This window comes from Pedobacter nutrimenti (assembly GCF_032678445.1).
In the GTDB taxonomy this organism is placed as follows: domain Bacteria; phylum Bacteroidota; class Bacteroidia; order Sphingobacteriales; family Sphingobacteriaceae; genus Pedobacter; species Pedobacter nutrimenti_A.
The window spans coordinates 42,360-64,299 of sequence record NZ_JAVTSQ010000010.1; the positions used below are offsets into that span (position 1 = coordinate 42,360).

The 21,940-nt window shown below is 40.7% G+C and carries 14 protein-coding genes; 11 read left to right on the forward strand and 3 right to left on the reverse strand.

Features of this window, described 5'->3' with window-relative positions; translation table 11 throughout:
- Window positions 1-20 precede the first annotated feature (20 nt).
- The 9 genes from R2S08_RS18580 to R2S08_RS18620 all read left to right on the forward strand — a co-directional run bounded on the left by R2S08_RS18580 (window position 21) and on the right by R2S08_RS18620 (window position 15,583).
- Window positions 21-1,133 carry a DUF4998 domain-containing protein gene (locus R2S08_RS18580; RefSeq protein WP_316836532.1) on the forward strand — a complete coding sequence of 371 codons (1,113 nt, stop codon included), beginning with the start codon at window positions 21-23 and terminating at the stop codon, window positions 1,131-1,133.
- Between the two features lie 543 nt (window positions 1,134-1,676).
- Entirely contained in the window at window positions 1,677-2,240 is a 564-nt protein-coding gene (locus R2S08_RS18585; RefSeq protein ID WP_316836533.1) for an RNA polymerase sigma-70 factor, read from the forward strand.
- A 97-nt stretch (window positions 2,241-2,337) separates the two neighbouring features.
- A complete protein-coding gene (locus tag R2S08_RS18590) occupies window positions 2,338-3,492 on the forward strand; it encodes a FecR family protein (protein WP_316836534.1) in 1,155 nt (384 codons plus the stop codon).
- Window positions 3,493-3,621: 129 nt separating this feature from the next.
- Window positions 3,622-7,023: a TonB-dependent receptor gene (locus R2S08_RS18595; RefSeq protein WP_316836535.1), complete on the forward strand. Its 3,402-nt coding sequence runs from the start codon at window positions 3,622-3,624 to the stop codon at window positions 7,021-7,023.
- A 12-nt stretch (window positions 7,024-7,035) separates the two neighbouring features.
- Window positions 7,036-8,724, forward strand: coding sequence for a RagB/SusD family nutrient uptake outer membrane protein (locus R2S08_RS18600; RefSeq protein WP_316836536.1), 1,689 nt, complete (start codon window positions 7,036-7,038; stop codon window positions 8,722-8,724).
- A 15-nt stretch (window positions 8,725-8,739) separates the two neighbouring features.
- Entirely contained in the window at window positions 8,740-10,326 is a 1,587-nt protein-coding gene (locus R2S08_RS18605) for a glycoside hydrolase family 28 protein (RefSeq protein WP_316836537.1), read from the forward strand.
- A 30-nt stretch (window positions 10,327-10,356) separates the two neighbouring features.
- Window positions 10,357-11,481, forward strand: a complete 1,125-nt coding sequence (locus R2S08_RS18610) for a glycoside hydrolase family 105 protein (RefSeq protein WP_316836538.1) — start codon at window positions 10,357-10,359, stop codon at window positions 11,479-11,481.
- A 2-nt stretch (window positions 11,482-11,483) separates the two neighbouring features.
- A complete protein-coding gene (locus R2S08_RS18615; RefSeq protein WP_316836539.1) occupies window positions 11,484-13,586 on the forward strand; it encodes an alpha-glucuronidase family glycosyl hydrolase in 2,103 nt (700 codons plus the stop codon).
- Between the two features lie 41 nt (window positions 13,587-13,627).
- Complete coding sequence (locus tag R2S08_RS18620) at window positions 13,628-15,583, forward strand: glycoside hydrolase family 97 protein (RefSeq protein ID WP_316836540.1); 1,956 nt, start codon at window positions 13,628-13,630, stop codon at window positions 15,581-15,583.
- A 148-nt stretch (window positions 15,584-15,731) separates the two neighbouring features.
- On the opposite strand, the gene R2S08_RS18625 is transcribed toward R2S08_RS18620, so the two are convergent.
- Complete coding sequence (locus R2S08_RS18625) at window positions 15,732-17,672, reverse strand: oleate hydratase (protein WP_316836541.1); 1,941 nt, start codon at window positions 17,670-17,672, stop codon at window positions 15,732-15,734.
- A 310-nt stretch (window positions 17,673-17,982) separates the two neighbouring features.
- Here R2S08_RS18625 and R2S08_RS18630 point away from each other — a divergent pair, with 310 nt between their 5' ends.
- Both R2S08_RS18630 and R2S08_RS18635 read left to right on the forward strand, forming a co-directional pair.
- Window positions 17,983-18,438 (forward strand): PA2169 family four-helix-bundle protein, encoded by a 456-nt coding sequence (locus tag R2S08_RS18630; RefSeq protein ID WP_316836542.1) that lies wholly within the window; start codon window positions 17,983-17,985, stop codon window positions 18,436-18,438.
- 95 nt (window positions 18,439-18,533) lie between these two features.
- Window positions 18,534-20,141: a GMC oxidoreductase gene (locus tag R2S08_RS18635; protein WP_316836543.1), complete on the forward strand. Its 1,608-nt coding sequence runs from the start codon at window positions 18,534-18,536 to the stop codon at window positions 20,139-20,141.
- Here R2S08_RS18635 and R2S08_RS18640 read toward each other — a convergent pair.
- Window positions 20,138-20,746, reverse strand: a complete 609-nt coding sequence (locus R2S08_RS18640) for a MarR family winged helix-turn-helix transcriptional regulator (protein ID WP_316836544.1) — start codon at window positions 20,744-20,746, stop codon at window positions 20,138-20,140. The genes R2S08_RS18635 and R2S08_RS18640 overlap by 4 nt on opposite strands.
- A 38-nt stretch (window positions 20,747-20,784) precedes the next feature.
- A complete protein-coding gene (locus tag R2S08_RS18645; RefSeq protein WP_316836545.1) occupies window positions 20,785-21,939 on the reverse strand; it encodes a lycopene cyclase family protein in 1,155 nt (384 codons plus the stop codon).
- Between the last annotated feature and the right edge of the window lies 1 nt (window position 21,940).

Below are 21,940 nucleotides of genomic sequence, written 5' to 3' on the forward strand. Positions count from 1 at the left end.
TATTCAGTGTAAAAACAAATATGATGAAAAAAATATTGTACAATGTGATGTTATTGTTTATAATAACCACTGTTTTATCAGCCTGTACAAAAATGGATGATACTTATAAAGAATTTGTGGTTCCGGGAGGTTTGGTCTATGCTGGAAAGGCAACTTCACCTAGAGTTTATCCAGGGCTGAACAGGGTAAAGGTTACTTGGCTCAGGGGGGCCGATCCTGACGTGGTTAAAGCCAAAATATTCTGGAATAATTTTATGGATTCTGTAGTGGTTGCTATTCCACCTATTGGTGATACGATTGGTGTAATTATAGATCATTTAGCTGAAAGAAGCTATTCTTTTGTGATAAGGACTTATAATACAAGAGGCAATTCTTCTATACCGGTAGAGGTTGTTGGTGGGGCTTATGGCGAAAATTACCAGTCACAGTTGCTAACGCGACCTGTGAATTCTACTCTGGTAGATGCAAAAGGTAAGATCATCATCAATTGGGGCAGTGCAGATATTTCAAATGGTGCATTTGCATCAGAAGTTAAATACTTGGATGTTAACGGGAATGTCAAAATTAAATCGTTCCCTACAAATTTACCCACCTCTGAAATTACAGATATTAAGCCCAGAACGGGTTATCAGTTTAGGACAATGTTTAAGCCAGATTCATTAAGTATTGATAATTTTTATACTGGGTATTCTGAAAGTGGCTTCTTCAATTTTGATAAAAAGGATTGGAGCGTAATTAGTTATTCAGATCAATATTCAGACGGAAGTAATGCCGCTAAAAATGTTATTGACGGTACTGATGCGACGCGCTGGCATACTAATGGGTCACCTTATCCTCATTACGTTACTATTGATATGGGGGTAGTTAGGACTATCTCGCGTTTTGGTGTATGGAGAACACTTTTTGATACTCCTAATGGAGATGACCGGGCGCCTACACGGATTCAGTTTCTTCTCAGTACAGACAATCAAAACTGGACCAGCCTGGGCGAATTTAACTTCAATAACTTAATTAATGGAGAGCAGATTTTTCAGATGCCAAGTGCCCCAGTGGGCCGGTATTTAAAATTTGTGGGCCTTGCGGGTAATAACCAGTATATGACTCTTGGTGAAATCAGCGCCTATGGTTTTTAGGAAGAAAAGCATTCAGATGCGATCTATGATTGAAAATTAAGTTTGGTATGCCAGCGGGTGGTTCCCGTTGGTGTATGGTTCATTTGGTCAACAGAGTAAATCCGTAGGTAATTCAATAACCGACGGATTTACTTTTGTTAGAAGAAAACGCTCTATTTATTTCGATAGTATGGAAATTATTTTTTTTGGCAACGACTTCAGCAGAAGTGGGATTTTGACCTGTAATCAAAAGGCCATCCTGTACGACAAAAGGTTCCCAATTCTTACCTTTTACGTATTTAGCTCCTCTATCTTTGAGCATATTCTCTAGCGAAAAGGGAACCAAATTAGTAGATTGACCTGCCTCTTCTTCGCTATTTGTAAAACCGGCAACAATTTTATCTTTAATTAGGTATTCACCATCTTTTCATTTTTCATTTTTTTATGCAAATTTCCCTAATTGAATCCTATTTATTCAAGGATTCAGATCACAAAATTAATGTGCGTTTGGTCACACTTGTATTATAATTTTATATATTCGTATGCAGCTAAACCAGGTATAATATGTCTTCTTCAGAGAAGGACGAGCAGGAACAAGAACTCATTTCCGCATTAATTTCGGGAAGTGAATCTGCCTTTACGAAGATTTACGATCATTACTGGTTGAAACTCCTGTCTCTTGCTTATAGCCATGTTAAAAATAAAGAAGTTGCTGAAGGTATTGTTCAGGATGTCTTTATTAGTGTGTGGAAGAGAAGGAAGGATATTTCTATTCACTCCCTTTCTGGCTACTTTGCTATTGCAGTTAAATTTTCAGTGTATAAGTATAAACAGCGGGAGCAACGGCGTAAGCAAATAGAAATGGAGAACTATCAGCAAGATATTTTAATTGCTGACGATGAACGGATCGAGGTGCGGTTTCTTGAAGAATATTTCAGAGGCGTGGTAGAACAGTTACCGGAGAAATGCCGGATGGTGTTTAACTACAGCAGGGTTCAGGGCTTAAATAATCCTGAAATTGCCAGAGAAATGAACATCTCTGAAAAAACGGTAGAGGCGCACCTTACCAAAGCATTAAAAACCTTAAAGGGATCACTTAAAGATGCTGGTTTTCTGTTTTTACTTTAGCCTATAGCTAAAACGATTAATTAATCATTTTTTTTCATCTGGACTAAGGGATAACTGCTCTTTATGGTACTTCCATTATATAAGCCAGATATAAATAATGAATGAGGATAAGCTGAACACTCTTATACAAAAGTATTTAAACGGGTCCATAAGTGAGCCGGAGCGTAAGGAACTTCAGGAAGAATATGATCGCCAATCCAATCAGCAAACAGAATGGTTGGCTGAACATATGGATGAAAGTAACCTGGTTAAAGAACGAATCCGCACCAATATCAAAAAGGAAATTTTTGCCGGACAAGTCCAAAATCCCAAGGTGAAATATCTATATCGCATCTTTTCTGCTGCTGCTGTTCTTTTTATTGCCATTGGAACTGGCTGGTTTATGATGAACAAATCAACAAAAACCGAATTAACAGCTTCTACTCACAAGGAACGGACAAACCTTATAAAACCTGGCACGGATAAAGCCTTATTGACACTGGCTGATGGAAAACAAATTGTGTTGGATAATGCAAAGCCGGGAAAAATTATTAACGGCTCTGGTATACAAATTATCAAAACTAAAGATGGGCAACTGGTTTATTCTGCCGGTGGCCAAAAAGCTGTAAGCAGATCTCTTATAAATACGCTTAGTACACCCCGGGGGGGGCAGTATAAAATTTTGCTGCCCGACGGTACACAGGTTTGGCTAAATGCATTGTCCTCGCTGAAATTTCCATCCGAGTTCTCGGGTAACGAAAGACGTGTGGAGCTTGCGGGTGAAGCTTATTTCGAGGTTGCAAAGGACAGAAAGCATCCATTTAAAGTAAAGACTGTGCTTCAGGAAGTTGAAGTGCTAGGTACTCATTTTAACGTTATGGCTTATGAAAATGAAAGTGCAATCAGTACAACCTTACTGGAGGGGGCGGTACGCGTTCACTACAACGGACAAGAATCTTTACTGCATCCAGGACAACAATCTGTGTTGGAAAAGGAAAGGGGAGATATCATTGTAAAAAATGTACCTGTTGAGGAAGCGATTGCCTGGAAAAATGGCTTCTTCATGTTCGTTCATGAAGATATCCACTCTATTTTAAATAAAATATCCAGATGGTATGACGTAGACATTGTTTATCAAAGCCAGCAACTGGATAACCGCTATAGCGGTACGATCTCAAAGTTCGGTGAGGTAACAGAAGTATTAAAGACCATGGAAATGACTGGAACAGTGCATTTCAAGATTCAGGGAAGGAGGATATACGTTATGGACTAAAATCTTACCAAATCAATAAAAGCTAAAAAAGACCCGGAGATTGAGCCCTCCGGATCTTCAGGCCAATTGGCCAATAGCAAGCATTATCAACCCATTTCATATAACAAGTCATTAAATCTTACTAACCAAATGTATAAATTATTTAACACAACTGCATGGGGTGTATCTGGATCCTTGCGTTTTAAATTTCTGCTGAGAATGAAATTTATTTGTATGTTTCTGCTGGTCATCATATTTCAAAGCAGGGCAAGTACTTTTGCCCAAAAAGTGACCCTGAATGCGAACCGTATGCCTATAGAAAAGGTTCTCGAATCTTTGAAGAAGCAAACGGATTATAATTTTTATTTTAACGATGCTCTCCTTGGAAAAGCAAAGGCCATTACTTTAGACGTTAAAGACGAGCCTTTTATGGAGGTCTTGAAGAAGTGTTTTGCCGAGCAGCCTTTTACTTATTCAATTAACAAGAATGTGGTTGTACTCCGGCCCTATACAGCTGCAGAGCTGGCCGAGAAGCAAGTTATTGTTGTATCTGGTAAGGTAACTGATGAAAAGGGACAGGGCATACCGGGTGCAGGCATTAAAGTAAAGGGAAGTCAACAGGCAGTTACTACAAATACTGAAGGGAATTTTTCAATCCGGACATCTGAAAATGCCATTCTGGTGGTTTCTTATGTCGGTTATACTTCGGAAGAGGTAGCTGTTAATGGTAGAACAACAATCAATATCTCACTGAAACAAAGCGAGCAGATACTGGCTGATGTTGTAGTGGTCGGTTACGGTACCCGTAAAAAATCTGATGTTACGGGTTCTGTTTCTTCTATTAGTGAAAAACAGCTCAGGGAAATCCCTGCGGGGAATATTGCTACAGCTTTGCAAGGCAGCGCGCCAGGTCTGTCTATTCAAAAAAGTGGAGGAAATAGCCAGCCCGGTGCTGCACCAACCATACGGATCAGAGGTGAAAGATCCTTGGGCGCGGGAAATGATCCTCTTATTATTTTGGACGGGATACCTTTTAATGGTAATCTGAACGACATCAGTCAGGACGATATCGTTTCTGCATCTATTTTAAAGGATGCTTCTTCTACTGCAATTTATGGTTCGAGAGGAGCTAACGGGGTTGTACTGATCAATACAAGAAGGGGTAAGAATGGAAAACCTGTTATTAATTACAGTGGTTATGTAGGTTTTAACCAATCATTAGGACAGTACGATGTGATGGATGCCAATCAGTTTCTACAAATGAGGAAATGGGCAAAGATCAATGGTTCTGCTCCAGGTTCCTATACCGGAATTGATGATCCCGCGTTAGTTTCTGATGATGCCAATAAAACGGTTTTTTCAGATAAAACGGAATATGCCCTTTACAAAGCGGGAACAAATACCAACTGGCAGGATTTATTGTATAAGACTGCCTTACTGACCAATCATCAAGTTGGAGTTTCCGGAGGAACAGATCTTACCCAGTATGATGTTTCTCTGGGCTATTATAGTGCAGGAGGGATCTATCCTGGCCAAAGCATGAACCGCTATACGGCAAAACTCAGTATTGACCATAAACTTGGGCGCTTTGTTAAGGTTGGTTTGAGTTCACTGAACAGTTATAATCTTACAAAAGGCTCGAATCTAAATCCGGTGAGCCAGTTCTTACAGGCCAGCCCTTTCTCTAAACCTTATCTGGATAATGGTACGCTTTCCACTTATTTGCCGGGAAGTAATCAAAACGTCTGGAACCCGCTATCTGATTTTGTGCCTGGTGCATTGGCAGACGATGTGAAACGCTTGAGTACATTTACTACGGCCTATATTGATGTTGACTTTACACATGGTTTTAAATACAAATTAAATACTGGAATAGAGATCAGCCCGGAAACACAGGGTAAATTTTATGCCAGCAATACCACTAAACAGCTGGGAACCCAAAACTATGGTTACAACAGACATTACACAGGCTACAATTATACCATTGAAAATATTTTGACCTATGATAAAACTATAGCGGAAGATCATGTGATTAATTTTACTGGTTTATATAGTTTACAGAAAAACCGTTCTGAAGTGAGCGACGTGAGCTACCGGGACATACCAGCAGATTATCTTCAATACTATAATCCAAAATATGCTTCCAGCATCACCAGTAGCGGTGATTTTACCAAGAATGCCATTCTTTCTTATATGGGGCGTTTGAATTATACTTATAAAGATAAGTATTTGTTAACCGTGACCATGCGTTCGGATGGGTCTTCCAGACTTGCTGCCGGAAATAAATGGCATTCCTTTCCTTCGGCAGCTGTGGCATGGAACCTGGGCCGTGAAAGCTTTTTGGAAAATAGCAAGTCTGTTTCTGCACTTAAACTCAGGGCGAGCTATGGAAGGGTAGGAAATCAGGCCATTGGGGCGTATGAAACTATGGGCTGGCTAACCAATATCTATTACAATTATGGAGGCACGAATGTTCAGGGTACCTATCCCGATGCTGATCATCCGGCAAATCCAAGCCTGGGCTGGGAATATACCAGCACGCTAAACTTCGGACTGGATTATGGCTTGTTTAAAAACCGTATTACTGGATCGATAGAATATTATCAGCAGAAAACAAGTGACATCCTTCTTTATCAAAGCCTTCCAAGAACCTCAGGTTACAGACAAATCCGGAACAATATAGGCAATACCCAAAACAACGGGATGGAGTTTAACCTTAGTACGGTTAATTTTGAAGGTGATGGACATCAACAGTTCAGCTGGACAACGGATGTGAATGTTTTCTTTAACAGGAACAAAATCACTTCTTTAGCTTCAGGGGTTACTAAAGATCTGGCCAACTCGTGGTTTGTAGGCTCTCCAAATGGAGTTTTCTTTGATTATCAGCGTGTTGGTTTATGGCAAAATACACCCGAAGATATTGGCTTGGCTTTAAAATATGGTCTGGTGGGTAGTGCAGATGCTTATTTAAAAGGCACCAATTCACTGGTGGGTACTGTCAAAGTAGCGGATACGAATGGCGACGGAAAAATAACGGCAGATGACAGGGTGATCTTAGGTGCCAGACAACCTAATTTTGAAGGGGGAGTAACCAACAGATTTGCCTACAAAAATTTTGATTTTTCTTTTGTAACCTATTTCAAATCAGGAGGAAAATTAAAATCAGGAATTCATGGGGGCTGGTCAAATACCTTGCAAGGTGGTTATAATAATCTTAATGTAGACTATTGGACGCCAGACAACGTGGTTAACTATTGGCCTAAGCCCAATTCATCTCTGCAAACCCCGGCATACCGGTCTACATTAGACTTGTTTGACGCTTCCTATCTAAAAATCAGAACCATTACCCTTGGGTATACGCTCCAACCGGATGTGTTAAAGAAGATTGGTGCGAGATCGGCCAGGATATATGCCACGGCATCTAACCCTTTTACATTCTTTTCTCCCTATAAGAAAGATGCACATGGCCTGGATCCGGAAACAAATAATGCCATCGATGAGATTACCCCATCCTTGTATTCCGTGTTATTCGGAATCAATGTTTCATTTTAATACAGATAGATCATGAAAAAGATAATATATAGTATAGCCGCAATCATCGTTATTTTGGTTTATGCAGGTTGTAAAAAAGAACTTATAGAAGAAAATCACTCCAAATTAACAGAAGATTTTTTCTCTACCCCGCAGGGTATTGAGAGTGGCTTAAATGCTGCGTATGGAGGATTAAGAGGTTTATATGGTCCAGAAGAAGGGTTAGAAGCTTTTACCAACATTGGTACAGATGAACTGAGGATTGCCAATGGTAACAGGACCACTAATGTGGCCAATTACAACGTATCTTTTAATTCTGCCAATGAATTCTCCAATTCTATTTGGAACAATTGCTATCAGTGGATCAATACCTGTAATGGATTGGTAGACTTTGGTGCCAATCTTACCGGAATAACTGAGGCGGCAAAAAAGCAAAAGATTGCAGAAGCAAAGTTCCTGCGCTCTTTCTATTATTTTACGTTGGTTCAGTTGTTTGGTGATGTAACACTCAATAAAAACTATTCCAGCGGCCCAACCAGTGCAGCAGTTCGTAACAGCAAAGCTGATGTATACAACTTTATCATTTCAGATTTAAAATCTTGTATCACCGACCTTTCGCCGAGCCCGCAGCTTAATGCATTACAGCAGGGTAGGGCCTCCGTAGCCGCGGCAAAACATCTTTTGGCTAAAGTTTATTTGACCAGGGGATATTCCAGTGCGGCTGTTGCAACGGATTTTCAGGATGCACTGGATATGGCTAAGGGTTTAATAGACCAGTCTTCTGCTCTAAACCTAGGACTGCTTCCTGATTTCGGGGATGTTTTTAAACCGACCAATGAGAACAATAAAGAAGTGCTATTTAATGTACAATATTCCCGTGATCTCACCTACGGCGGTAGCCATACCTGGAACCACCTATATGTGTGTCCATATGATGCTTATTTAGGTGAACGTAACCTGAATGACGGCCGTTCTTATGCCTGGTTCAGAGCAACCAAATGGGTTTATGAAACTGCCTTTGCCGATAAAGTAAATGACGTACGTTATTATAAGACCTTCCAGTCTGTCTGGAAAGCTTCTAAGCCAATAAACCCAAACGGGACGGGGACCTATGTAGTTAAAGTAAACGGTGTTTCATATACTTTACCTAACCCTGTAGTTAAAACTGGTGATACAGCTTTGTTTATGCCTGGTTACAATATGACGATAGAAGAAATCAAGAAGAAAAAGTTCTATGTATTTACCCCGGAGAACTACAGCGACAGCCGTATATTTCCAACAATGACGAAATATCTGGATCCTAACCGTCTCACTGTAAACGAAAATTCGCACCGTCCGATTATGGTTTTCAGACTTGCAGAGACCTATCTGGTGGCGGCAGAAGCAGCCTTTAAACTTGGTCAAAATGAAGCGGCGGCCGGTTATGTCAATACCTTAAGAACAAGGGCGTCGGCCGCTGGAAAACAGGCACAAATGCAGATCTCTGCATCAGACATCAACATTGATTTTATACTCGACGAAAGATCAAGGGAATTGTTTGCAGAGAACGTGAGATGGTTTGATTTAGTGAGAACAGGAAAACTATTGGAAAGGGTACGAAAATATGATGATTTTGAGGCTAAAAACAATATTAAGGATTTCCATGTGTTAAGGCCAATTCCGTTGTCCCAAATCAATGCAGTAACCGCCGGTGCTCCATATCCACAGAACTTAGGTTGGTAATCAAGTTTAGAAAGTATGAAAATTTTAGAATTATTGAGCTTTTTACTCTTCCTGACGCCCTTTCAAATTTCAGCTGCACCTCCGGGTACAGCTGAAATTTATAGTTATCCCATGCCTGGCATTTACCATGCCTCCAGTTTTTTTACATTGGAGGTCAATGGCAAAAAAATACCTGTAGTAAACTATAACAGTAAATATGATTATGCTCATTTTTCTCTGTCGGCTGGGAAGGCAGAAGCCTTGGTGGCCTTAGAACCAGGGCAGGTAGTGATCAGTTATCGCATTAGCCCTGAAAAAAAGGAAATCAAAGGTATTCTATCTGGAAATCAACTGAAGTTTTACTTGAAAGAAGGAGATTATTTGATCGTTAAAATTAACAATTTAAGGGAGTTGGTTATTGCAGCTGATGCTGTTGAGAAAGATCGACCAGCTTCGTCAGGAAAAACAATCTTTAATATTACCAGCAAACCTTATGGTGTTAAACCAAATCAGGAAGGGCTGGCTACGAAAGAAATCCAGAAGGCAATAGATGATGCTTCAAAGGCACCGGGTGGAAAGGGAACTGTATATGTTCCGGCCGGAGTTTATCCTATTGGAAACCTGCAATTGAAAAGTAATACTTCTTTATACCTTGAAGGTGGTGCGGTTTTGTTATTTAGTGGAAAAAAGGAAGATTTTACGGTAAATGCTTATAAGGCTTCTCAGAAACGAGATCTCACCTGGTGGATCTATACAGGCAGTGGTACGCATGATGTTAAAATATACGGACGAGGCACCCTGGATGGTAATGGGAAATATGCTACCGAGCATCTGAATATCGGAAGTAATATTCTCGCTGTTATGCATTCAGAAAATGTTGTTCTGGACGGTCTGCTGATCAGGGATTCGGGATCCTGGGCCATTATTCCAACAAGATCTAAAAATCTTGTTTTTAGGAATTTCAAGCTTTTTAACCGTTTTGATATGGGTGAGAACGATGGTATTGACGTCATGGAATCTGATCATGTGAAGGTAGAACATGCCATAGGCATTGCCTTGGACGATCCATTTTCTACTAAGACCTGGACCCAAAATACAGATCTGTGCCGTAATTGGCCAGGTACGGCTAAGCCTCAAACCAATATTACATTTGACAATCTGTTGTCCTGGACCTATTGTTATGCTTATAAAATTGGCCAGGGTGTGATGCAGGACCAAAGTAACATTACTTTTAAGAACTGCGTAGTCTATGATGCTGCCGTTGCGATAGGTATCCATCATAAATGGGGCACGGCAGGGGTGAACAATGTTATCTTTGATGATATAGATGTAGAGCATTTAAGTTACCAGAACGACGATCACCGTACCTGGGCAGTTTTCTTTATGCAAAATGGAGACCATAAGGGAAGTGGCCCTGTTTCGGGCGTTCAGGTCAAAAATGTTAACATCAGGGATGCAGGTCAGTCTCCTGGAAAGCTTAAAGGACTCAACTCAGCTCATCAATTCAGGGATATACATTTTGAGCACATCAGGATGCCTGGCAACCCGAATTCAGCTTCAAGTCTTAAAGAGATGAACATCACAGACATTTCATTTGCAGAAAACATCAGCATTTCACCTTAAGCAATAACCGGTAAAATATAATTATCAGACATGTTTAAACTACAATATACAATCATTTTGACTTTCATTTTTTGTGGTATGGCTTATGTTGCCAGGGCGCAGAAAGATTTTTTCAGGGACATGCCAGAGCATAGTGATCCCCGTAAGGTTGGAATGGTCTTAACAAATCATTACCTGGAGAGCCAGTTTAGCAATTTTGGATTATCAACACCGCCCGGTGCTATCACATATTCTGAAGTTTGCACCTGGTATGGAGCCTTGAAATTTACAGGTGTTGCAAAGGAAACTAAATTGAGCCAGCTGCTGGATCTGAGGTTCAGACCACTTCTCTATGAAAAGAAGAATCTTCAACCGCGTCCCGACCATGTTGATCCTTCCATCTTCGGTTCTATCCCTTTGGAACTGTATATGCAATTTAAAAATCCGGTATATATGGATATGGGCAGATGGTTTGCGGACCAGCAATGGACAATGCCACAGAATCCTAAACAAACCTATCAAAACTTGTTGGACAGTGGCCTTAGCTGGCAAACTAGGATGTGGATTGATGACATGTATATGATCACCAATCTGCAGGCACAAGCCTACCGTTCCACAGGAGATGTGAAATACATTAACCGGGCGGCGCATGAAATGGTGGTTTATCTCCGGCAACTGCAACGTCCAAATGGTTTGTTTTACCATGCACCTGATGTACCTTTTTTTTGGGGAAGGGGAAATGGCTGGATGGCTGCTGGAATGACGGAATTACTAAAGTCATTACCTGAAAATAATCCGGATTACAGGACGATACTTTTGGCCTATCAGAAAATGATGAACAGTCTGAAAAAGTATCAAACCGGCGATGGAATGTGGCGGCAACTGATTGACGATAAAGAGGCATGGCCGGAAACTTCTGGTAGCGGAATGTTTACCTATGCATTGATCACAGGAGTAAAACGTGGTTGGCTGGATGGAAAAATCTATGGGCCTATAGCCAGGAAAGCCTGGATTGCCTTAACATCCTACATTGATGCGAACGGCGATGTTAAAGAGGTTTGCCAGGGAACAAATAAGGAAAACAGCAGAGATTACTACTTAAACAGAAAAAGAATCACAGGTGATATGCATGGACAGGCTCCGGTCTTATGGAGTGCTGTTGCTTTAATTGAATGAATATGAAGAAATACTTATTCTCCTTATTTTTTATTTCCTTTTGCTTTTGCAGTTATGCAGAGAGCGGCTACGATCTGTGGCTCAGGTATAAATTCATCGAGAACCCCGTTATAAAACAGAGATACCTGTCTGAATTGAAGCACCTGGTCGTACTTAACAACTCCGCTACTTTAAAGGCAGCTTATCAGGAGTTAAATATTGGCATCCATGGCATGCTTGGACTAAACCTGAAAAGGGAATCTTCAGTAACTAAAGGTGGAAGCCTGGTTATAGGAACGGAGTCTGCAATGGACGTTGGAACCGAAGGCTATAAAATTACATCTATACAGATCCATAACAAAAATTGCATCCGTATTTCCGGAAATACGGATGTGGGCGTGCTTTACGGAGTTTATCATTTTTTAAGGCTCATGCAGACGCAGCAAGACATCCGTAATCTTAAGCTCAGGGAGCAACCTAAGATTAAACTGCGGGTACTTAACCACTGGGACAATCTGAATGGTACGATTGAGAGAGGTTATGCAGGCTATACCATTTGGGATTGGCAACGTTTGCCTGGCTACCTTGACCAGCGTTATACGGATTATGCGCGTGCAAATGCGTCTATAGGAATTAATGGGACTGTGTTGAATAATGTGAATGCAAGTGCCAAAAGCCTAACCAGAGAATATCTGATAAAAGCAGCGGCACTGGCTGATGTATTCAGACCCTACGGAATCAAGGTTTATCTTACAGCGAGGTTTAGTGCTCCAATTGAAATAGGTGGTCTTAAAACAGCAGATCCTCTGGATGCAGCAGTGATCAAGTGGTGGAGAGACAAAGCAGACGAGATTTACCAGTATATTCCTGATTTTGGAGGGTTCCTTGTGAAAGCCAATTCAGAAGGCCAGCCTGGTCCGCAAGATTATAAAAGAACACATGCAGACGGGGCAAATTTACTTGCTGATGCCCTGGCACCTCATGGGGGGGTTGTGATGTGGCGTGCCTTTGTTTATGAGAACATAAAAGGTGAGGACAGGTCTAAACAAGCGTATACTGAATTTAAAAAACTGGATGGGATGTTCAAAAAGAATGTACTTCTGCAGCCAAAAAATGGCCCGATTGATTTCCAACCTCGTGAACCTTTTCACCCGTTGTTTGGTGCTATGCCAAAAACACAGCTCATGATGGAGTTCCAGATTACTCAGGAATACCTTGGTTTTGCAACGCACCTGGTTTATCTTGCACCATTATTCAAAGAGACACTTACTTCAGATACTTATGCTGCGGGCAAAGGTACCACTGTAGCTAAAATTGTAGAAGGTACGCAAGAGCAACATCAATTGTCGGGAATTGCAGGTGTAGCAAATATAGGTAGCGACCTGAACTGGACCGGGCACCCTTTTGCACAGGCCAACTGGTATGCTTTTGGACGTCTGGCATGGAATTCTGACCAGAGTTCTGCCAGTATTGCAATAGACTGGTTAAAAATGACATTTACCTTGGACCGGTCATTTATTGCCCCGACCTTGCAATATATGCTCAACTCCAGGCAGAATACGGTGAAGTATATGATGCCTTTAGGTTTAAATCATATTATGAACCTGGGAACCCATTATGGACCCGGGCCATGGGATAAAATACCAGGATGGAATGCCCACGACTATCACCAGGCTGATGCCATTGGAATCGGCGTAGACAGAACAAGTATGGGGAGTAATGCTGTTAGTCAATATTTTCCATCCGTTGCACAGAGGTTCAATGACCTTAAAACTTGTCCATCTGATTTTTTGCTTTGGTTTCATCATGTACCCTGGAATTATAAAATGCCATCAGGGAGGATACTTTGGGAGGAGCTGGTACATGAATACTATTCTGGTGTAGATTCTGTACAAAAGATGCAGCGGACATGGGACCAGCTATCCGGAAAAATTGATCAGGAGCGCTTTGGACAGATTAAACAACTTTTGGCAGAACAAGAGAGGGAAGCTGCCTGGTGGCGTGACGGTTCGGTATTGTATTTTCAGAGTTTCTCCAAAGGGGCCATACCAAGCGGATTGAAGCCGCCTTCTAAAACACTTAAACATTACCAATCTATTCCATTTCCAGATCGGACTGAAGAATAGTAATTTAACACTCACATATAAATGATAACCTATAACACTTTATGAACAAATTAAGATTAATCCTGTTTACCTTACTCTCGCTGTCTGTTGCCGTACAGGCACAGGAAAAGCAAATTGCTTTGCAATCTCCTGGTGGAACGATCCAGGTTTCAGTGTCACTTTCAGATAAAATCTATTATTCTGTAGCCATCAATAAGGAAAGCCTGATGCAGAAGAATTATCTGAGCTTAAAACTAAATGAGGGCACACTTGGACAAAACCCCAAGCTACAGAGCATCAAAAAAGGCAATGGAACAGATGTCTTGAAACCGGATGTGCCTTTGAAATTCAATGCGGTCAATAATTCTTACAATTCTCTGGTGTTGAATTTTAAGGGCGACTATTCTGTAGAATTTCGTGCCTTTGATGATGGGCTTGCGTATCGGTTTTTAACGCGTAAAAAAGGACAAATTGATGTTATAAACGAAGATTTCGTGGTGAATTTCTCTGAGGATTATTTACTCCATGTACAGCAGCCGGGAGGTTTTAAAACCTCCTATGAAGAAGCTTACAGCCAGGTGAATTCAAAAGATTGGAAAGCCACAGACAAGATGTCGAATTTACCAATGCTGGTAGACACAAGGAAAGCCTATAAGATCCTGATCAGTGAATCAGATCTTTCTGACTATCCAGGAATGTTCCTTAAAGGGACTGGAAATAACGGCTTACTGTCTGCCTTTCCAAAAGTACCTTTGGAGTTTGGTGAAGATGGAGACCGTAGTCAAAAGATCCTGAAGGAAGCTGGTTATATTGCCAAAACAACAGGCACAAGGAGTTTTCCATGGAGATATTTTGTGATTACCTCTAGCGACAAACAATTAATAGAGAATACAATGACGTTTAAACTGGCCTCCGCGTCTCAGATTAAAGATCCAAGCTGGATCAAGCCAGGACAAGCCAGCTGGGAATGGTGGAATGATGCCGCTCCTTATGGTCCTGATGTGAATTTTGTATCGGGATATAACCTGGAGACCTATAAATATTATATAGATTTTGCGGCCAAATTTGGATTGAAATATATCGTTATGGACGAAGGTTGGGCTAAAAGTACAACAGATCCTTTTACCCCTAATCCAAAGGTTGATGTCCATGAGCTGATCCGTTATGGAAAAGAAAAAGGTGTGGGAATTGTATTGTGGCTAACCTGGCTCACCGTCCACAACCATATGGATGTATTTAAGACTTTCCAGGAGTGGGGAATTAAAGGGGTGAAAATCGATTTTATGGACAGAAGCGACCAGTGGATGGTGAATTACTATGAAAGTGTAGCTAAGGAAGCGGCAAAACACCAGTTGCTGGTCGATTTTCATGGTGCCTTTAAGCCTTCGGGTTTAGAATACAAGTATCCAAATGTGATTTCTTACGAAGGGGTGAGGGGAATGGAACAGATGGGCGGTACGCTTCCTGACAACAGTTTGTATTTGCCTTTTATGCGAAATGCGGTTGGCCCAATGGATTATACACCTGGCGCCATGCTGAGCATGCAGCCGGAAGTATATAAGGCGGAAAGGCCTAATGCGGCAAGTATTGGAACCCGTGCTTATCAAATGGCTTTGTTTGTGGTTTTTGAAAGTGGGATCCAAATGCTTGCAGATAACCCGACTTTATATTACAGAAATCTGGATTGTACGGAGTTTATTACGCAGGTACCTACCACCTGGGATGAAACTAAAGCACTGGAAGCCGAGGCTGGAGTAGTTGCAGTGGTTGCCAAACGTAAAGGGCAAACCTGGTTTATTGGCGGGATTACCAATGGCAAAATGAAGGAACGGAATGTGGAGTTGAATTTTGATTTTCTGGAGAAGGGTAAAACTTATACGATGACTTATTTTGAAGATGGGATCAATGCGGACCGTCAGGCCATGGACTACAGAAAGAAAACCATAGAGGTTAAATCTGGCGATCGTTTTCCGGTGAAGATGGCCAGGAATGGTGGGTTTGCTGCGGTCATCAAATAAGTAGTGATGTGATGATTTGAAAATGGCTGAATAAATAAAAGTTTCACTGATGATGTGCTTTGTTAAATTAGTTTTAATGCTTTAGACCTATTTTTAACCCCCACGCCGCCAGTTATTTGGCTAGTGGGGGCTATTTAATTTTATTCTATTAACCTTTTATTCCTTTAATCCAGTCTTTGAATCTGTTTACTTGCTCTGCTAAAAAGGACTCGTGTTCTTCTGCATCTTCCGTTCCTGCGGGTAAAATATGCTCAAAATAGGTTCCTTTCAATACCCTACGCAATATGCCTTCGCCTAAAAACGATTCATTGTCATTCAGTGTTTTCGCTGCTTTGAGCAAATGACGGATGTCGTATTGAAGAGGGTTGATATCGGGTACTTGTTTATTCAGGTTCAATAACTCATAAACAGCAATCCTTGCTGTTCTCACAGAACTTTCCATGGTGAACACCACATCATTGTTGGTTTCTACGAACTGCCCAATTAAGCCTAGATTTTTGCAGCCTTCGGGAACTACCCTTGGGCGGTCACCTTTGGCTCTTGGCATGAACATCGAAGTAATGTATGGCATAAAAGCGGTACGCACAATGGTGTTTTTAATTACATTATCCAGTTGATCAATGATACCTGTATGGTAACACAATTCGGCAAGGATCTCATCTCCTGTACATTTAGGCATTGGCTTTTTGATATAATTACCTTCTTTGTCCATGAATAGTGAATAGACCCAAAGAACCAGGATATCATCTGGCTGTTCTGGAAAATGGGGTTGCCTGTTACAGGTAAAGCTCATTAACCAGTTTGAATCTGTAATGGTAACAATTCCCCCTGTAGCTGTTTTTCCAGAATAGGGATCATTGACGCAGTATTCTTTTAATTTGTCTACCAGTACGGAAGGTCTGCAGGTTAAAGTGACCGATTCCCATGATGATTTTTCGATATTGCTGCAGAATTTTTCTGGTTTGCCGAAAACAGCCGATTTAGCTGCAAGGTTTTTCCATAGTTTCCAGCCTCCGCTTTTTCCACTGGTGCTGTTGTCAATTTCTATAATAGGGGCTGTTTTGTTATCCCCATAGAAAGTATCTTCGGTCATGGATCCGGTGGTTACGATTACAAAATCTTCTTTTCCTACCTGTATCCTTGCTTCTTTACCGTCTTTTTCTGTGATCATACCTTCTACCACTTTCCCTTCTGTATTGATGTGGATGTCCAAATCGTTAATGAGGGTATTGAGTTGAATACTTACTCCTTTTTCTTTTAGGTAATTGCGTAAGGGTGTTACAAAAGTATCGTATTGGTTGTATTTTGGGAAAACCAGTGAGGAGAGGTCATTCAGCCCATCTATGGCGTGGAGAAAGCGGTGCATGTACAGCTTTAATTCGAGCAGGCTGTGCCAGTTTTCGAAGGCAAACATAGTACGCCAGAAGGTCCAGAAATTGCTGCTTAAAAAGGACTCGCTAAAATAGTCTTCAATGGTCAAATCGTCCAGGTCTTCCTTTTTCTTCAGTAAGAGTTTAACGATGGCCAGCTGGTCTAATTTGTTCAGACCAAATTTGCTGAAGTCTTTGATTTCTCCCTGGTTATGAATAAGCCGTGCTTTGGAGTAATTGGAATCATTGTCATTCACTAAACGGTATTCATCCAACACGGTATAGGGTGCGGGCAATTCCAGCGCAGGAATGTCCTGAAATATGTCCCAAAGGTTCTCATAGGTCATGTCCATTTCCCGGCCACCGCGGATAATGTAACCGTCTTTTGGATTGCCAGCTCCGTCCAGAGATCCTCCATCGATGTGTAGTTGTTCTAAGAATATGATGTTTTTAGCCGGGATATGTCCGTCGCGAATGAAATAATAGGCAGTAGCCATTCCAGCGATGCCACTTCCTATGATATAGACTTTACTGTCTTTATAAGATTTATGAGAAATCCCTATATTACGCTGATAATTTCCAATCTGATCCGAAAAGGGCATAGATTTTTGTGGGGTATTGCGTTGTTGTTCTTTACTTGAATCGGGTTCGTGATCCACATTTCCAACGTTTGAGGAAGCATTTAGAATTTTGTCGAATTTTGCGGTAATTGATTTCATTATTTATTGTTTTAATGATAAAATGACAGTTAAGACATTTTCTTAGCTTATATGGAGTAACAATCTACCTTGAACTATGTTCTGTTCATCGCTAATCCTTCCTGGTTTTAAATGACTTAACCATATAGAACAAAGGTAGAGGTAAGGGCAGAGCTTTTAAATGCAGGGCATCATGGAAAATGATGATGTATATCACATAATCAAAATAAAAAATTTTCTGAGCAGGCCTGAAGTTAACATGGTAAATTAAATTTATTCAAAACTTTAGTGGATGGAGGATGTTCTGTAGGGACAAAAATCTAAAATACCTATGGAAACAAATAATGAGATCATTAGCGACCTGAAAGGATTGGTCAATATTGTAAATGATGGAAAAGAAGGTTATGAATCTGCAAGTGAAGCTACTGATAGCATTGAGCTGAAAGCAGTGTTTTTAAAGTATGCTGCGCAGCGGGCAGGTTATGCTGTGGAGTTGAAAGACCATATTGCCCAGCATGGTGGAAGCTCTGACAATGATGAAGGTGGAGTATTGGGTGCTTTGCATCGTACCTGGATTGACATTAAACAAGCACTTAGCAGTAAAGAGGATGTTTCCATTCTCGGAGCTATAGAAACCGGAGAAAAAGCCGCGATTGAAAAGTATGACAAGGCACTGGAAGATTACCAATCACATGCGGATCATATTGAGTTGTTACAACGCCAGCGCACGGGTATACTTGAGGCATTAAAAGAAATCGAAACCTACCATCAGCGTTTAGCGAAATAGATCTCAGTAGCGTTAATGGTTAGGAATTATAAAGAGCCCGGTTTAAGCCGGGCTTTTGTTTGAAAAGATCGCTTTAAGAAACTTGTTACATCATAATGAAGAGAAGAAATTTTATCAGGTTATCAGCTACCGCGGGGGCAGGTTTGTTGTTTTCAGATGTTTTAGCTGCTCAATTTGAAGAGGAGAATGAAATCATATACGTAGATCATCTCATTATAGGTTCGGGTTATGGAGGCGCTGTGGCAGCTTTGAGACTCACTCAAGCCGGGCACAAAGTGACTATGCTGGAAATGGGATTGGATTGGGATAAACACGCAGGTCAGTATAAACCTTTCTCTAATCTGATTACTCCAAAAAGAAATTCTACCTGGCTTCGTACAAAAACGGTTGCACCAATGATGAATATCTCTCACTTTAATAAGAAATTTACGGGAGTTCTGGACCGGATGGATTTTGAACATGTAAAAATATATGCAGGAAGGGGCGTGGGAGGAGGTTCTTTGGTGAATGGTGGAATGGCTGTGCAGCCGAAAAAGGACTACTTTAAAGAGATTTTCCCTCAATTAGATGCCGATCTGTTCTGGCAAAAATATTTTCCGATGGCCAAAAAGCAACTTGAGGTAAATGAAATTCCTGAGGGATTTTACAAGCAGTCGCCCTATTATAAATTTGCGAGGATAGGTGAAAAGGAAGCGCAAAAAGCTGGATTTAAAGTGGTTAAAGTACCAAATGTTTATAGTTTTAAGTATATGGAACAGGAGCAGGAGGGGAAAGTTCCTAAATCGGCATTGGCAAAGGAAGTAATCTATGGCAATAATCATGGCAAACAAAGCTTAGACAAAACATATCTGCATAAAGCAAGGCAAACTGAACTATTGACTATACTTGATCTGCATCAGGCGGTTTCCATTGAAAAACTCAGTTCTGGTCAATATGAGGTAAGAGTAAATGTGACAGATACAGATGGAACAGTCATCAAAAAGAAAAGGATCTGCTGCAAAAAGCTCTTTCTTAACGCTGGAAGTATTGGCTCAACTAAATTGTTGCTCCAATCGGCTTCTCTTGGATTGTTACCAGGAATGGAAAATGTGGGACAGTTTTGGGGGAATAATGGAAACATCATGACAGGGCGGAATATGGTGAATACCTTGTTTAACCGGGTGGATAAAAAGAATCCTGATTTTGGGTTGGGTACCGGAGTTAAACAATCTACTATACCTGTTGCAGGTGTTGATCATTGGGAGGACAAGAAAAATCCTTTTTTTGCTGAAATTTCTCCTCTTCCAATGGGAATGGAAGTATATACAGCTTTATATCTGGTCATTAATAAAGTCCCCCATCCGGGAAGTATTGTTTATGACCCTGGTATAAAAGACATTCGCATCAATTGGGAAATGAAGAATTTTGAGCATACTATAGAAAATGCAAAGTTTTTTGTTAAAAAAATGAATGAAGCAAATGGTGGTACTCCTGCTGGCTTGCTGTTTGACAAAGGGTTTGGTGCTGATATATGTTATCATCCCCTTGGCGGAATTGCTTTGGGTAAAGCAACGGATAATTACGGACGTGTTAAAGGATATAAGGGTTTGTATGTAACAGATGGGGCACTGGTTCCTGGCAGCATTGGAGTTAATCCTTTTCTAACAATTACCGCTTTGGCAGAACATTGTATGAATGATATACTTGAAAAGGATTTTTATTAAAATGCACCATTTGATTCGGCCTGGTGAAACTTTTCCAGTTTTAAAAGTATACTGATCAGGTTCATCTTCTCGCTGTAGGATAATGGTTCTGTAACGCTGCTGGAGGCTTTTCTAATATTTTGCATGCTTTGATCCAGAAGTTCCTTTCCTTTTTGGGTGATATGAATCATTTTATTCCTTTTGTCGCTATCTAAAGCGTGTTGTTCTACCAATCCGTTTTTGATCAGTCGGTTAATGATTTGTATTCCCGCTGATTTTTCATGAATGTTTAGCTTGATGAGCGAAGTTTTGGTCATACTGCCAAATGAAACCAGGCTGATTAAATAAATAAAGTCGTCGGGGGTTGAAAAGGATGTATTGGCTATAGCTGCTTTAGCATGCAATTTGGCATACCTGTACAGATGTACCAGAGAAGTATTGATCACACTATCTGCAGTACGTCCGTTCGATTTTCCTTCCCATTCAGGTTCCGGAACTGAATCATTGTCTTTAGCATGTTGATTGAGCCAATGCCGAAAGGTATGGAGATCATGTGCCGTATGAACGGATTCCTTTTCATAGGTTTTTACCAGGGTAACCAGTTCATTAATTAAATTGTATAACATGATTCGGCGAATTTTGGTGTAATAGTAAATAATTTGATTTAGATTCTAAAAGGTTTTAAGGTTCGATTCAGTAAGGCGCGCGCAAACTCCTTTTTATTTAAGGTTTTAAAAATGTGGAGTTCTTCGATTAAAGTGGTTTCATTATCCAGAAATTTTAGAATTTGTGTTGTTTTGTTTTTCTGAAACATCGTAGAGAAGATTTCCTCACCGGAAACACGGCCACTGGCCAATAAATGCAGAAGCGTAGCATCATAGGTCCTGAATCGTTTTGGAAATATGGGGGAAATATTCGGCGTTCCGGATTTTAGGAGTTGTTCAACGATTGCAGCGGTATGTTTTTGTATAAAACGAAAGGTATAGCCAGTAGAGCCTTTTGTAAATCCTCCGGCAGTGCCGAGATAAATAACGCGCCCTTTTTGACCTTGGACAGGATGATCAGACATAGGAATTATTCCGTATTCCTGTTCTTTAATAGTATAATTTTTACACTGTAGTTGTTGTGTTATATATTCTTTTAACGCGTCGGTATAATCTTTTCCTGTTAATAGTTGTTCAGAAAAGACGGTATATTCTACCAAAGCGCGTCTGGAAGTAAGAGGAAGCACATAAACGAATGAAGGACCTGCTTCCTGGGAAGTTCTAAAATCCATCAGGGTGGCCCGTTCAGCATCGAAAACGGTATCTTCTGTTTCTATAACCCAGCCCAGGAAGTGCTGCAGCAGATATTGATAACATTCTGTTTTTTTTATTTGAACCTGAGGAATACTGGAAAATATATAATCGGAATTGTATTGGTTTCCATCAATGACTGAACAAGCCATTTCATTTTCTGTAGAGAGGGTTTCTACAGTTCCGGTTAACATTGTGACGTGATGATTCCCCGCTAATATTTTGTCTGTATAGGCATAGAAATCTGCTGAACGGATCATCTTGTATTGGTAAGGATATATATCGGATTCCTGATGAGTAAAGGAGCTGGAAAAAGATAAATGCTTCCATTTTTTACAGACTACAGCTTCAAAAAGATCCGGTTTTTCTTCCCAGAAGCACCAGGTTTTATCGTTCGCTTTTTTAACAATGTTGTCTACAAGCAACACCTGTTTATTGGCAGCCTTGAGGTAAGGCAACAGGCGGACAGCTAAACTTCGCCCTGAACACCCTCCTCCTGCAATAATATAGTCAAAGTGTTTCATA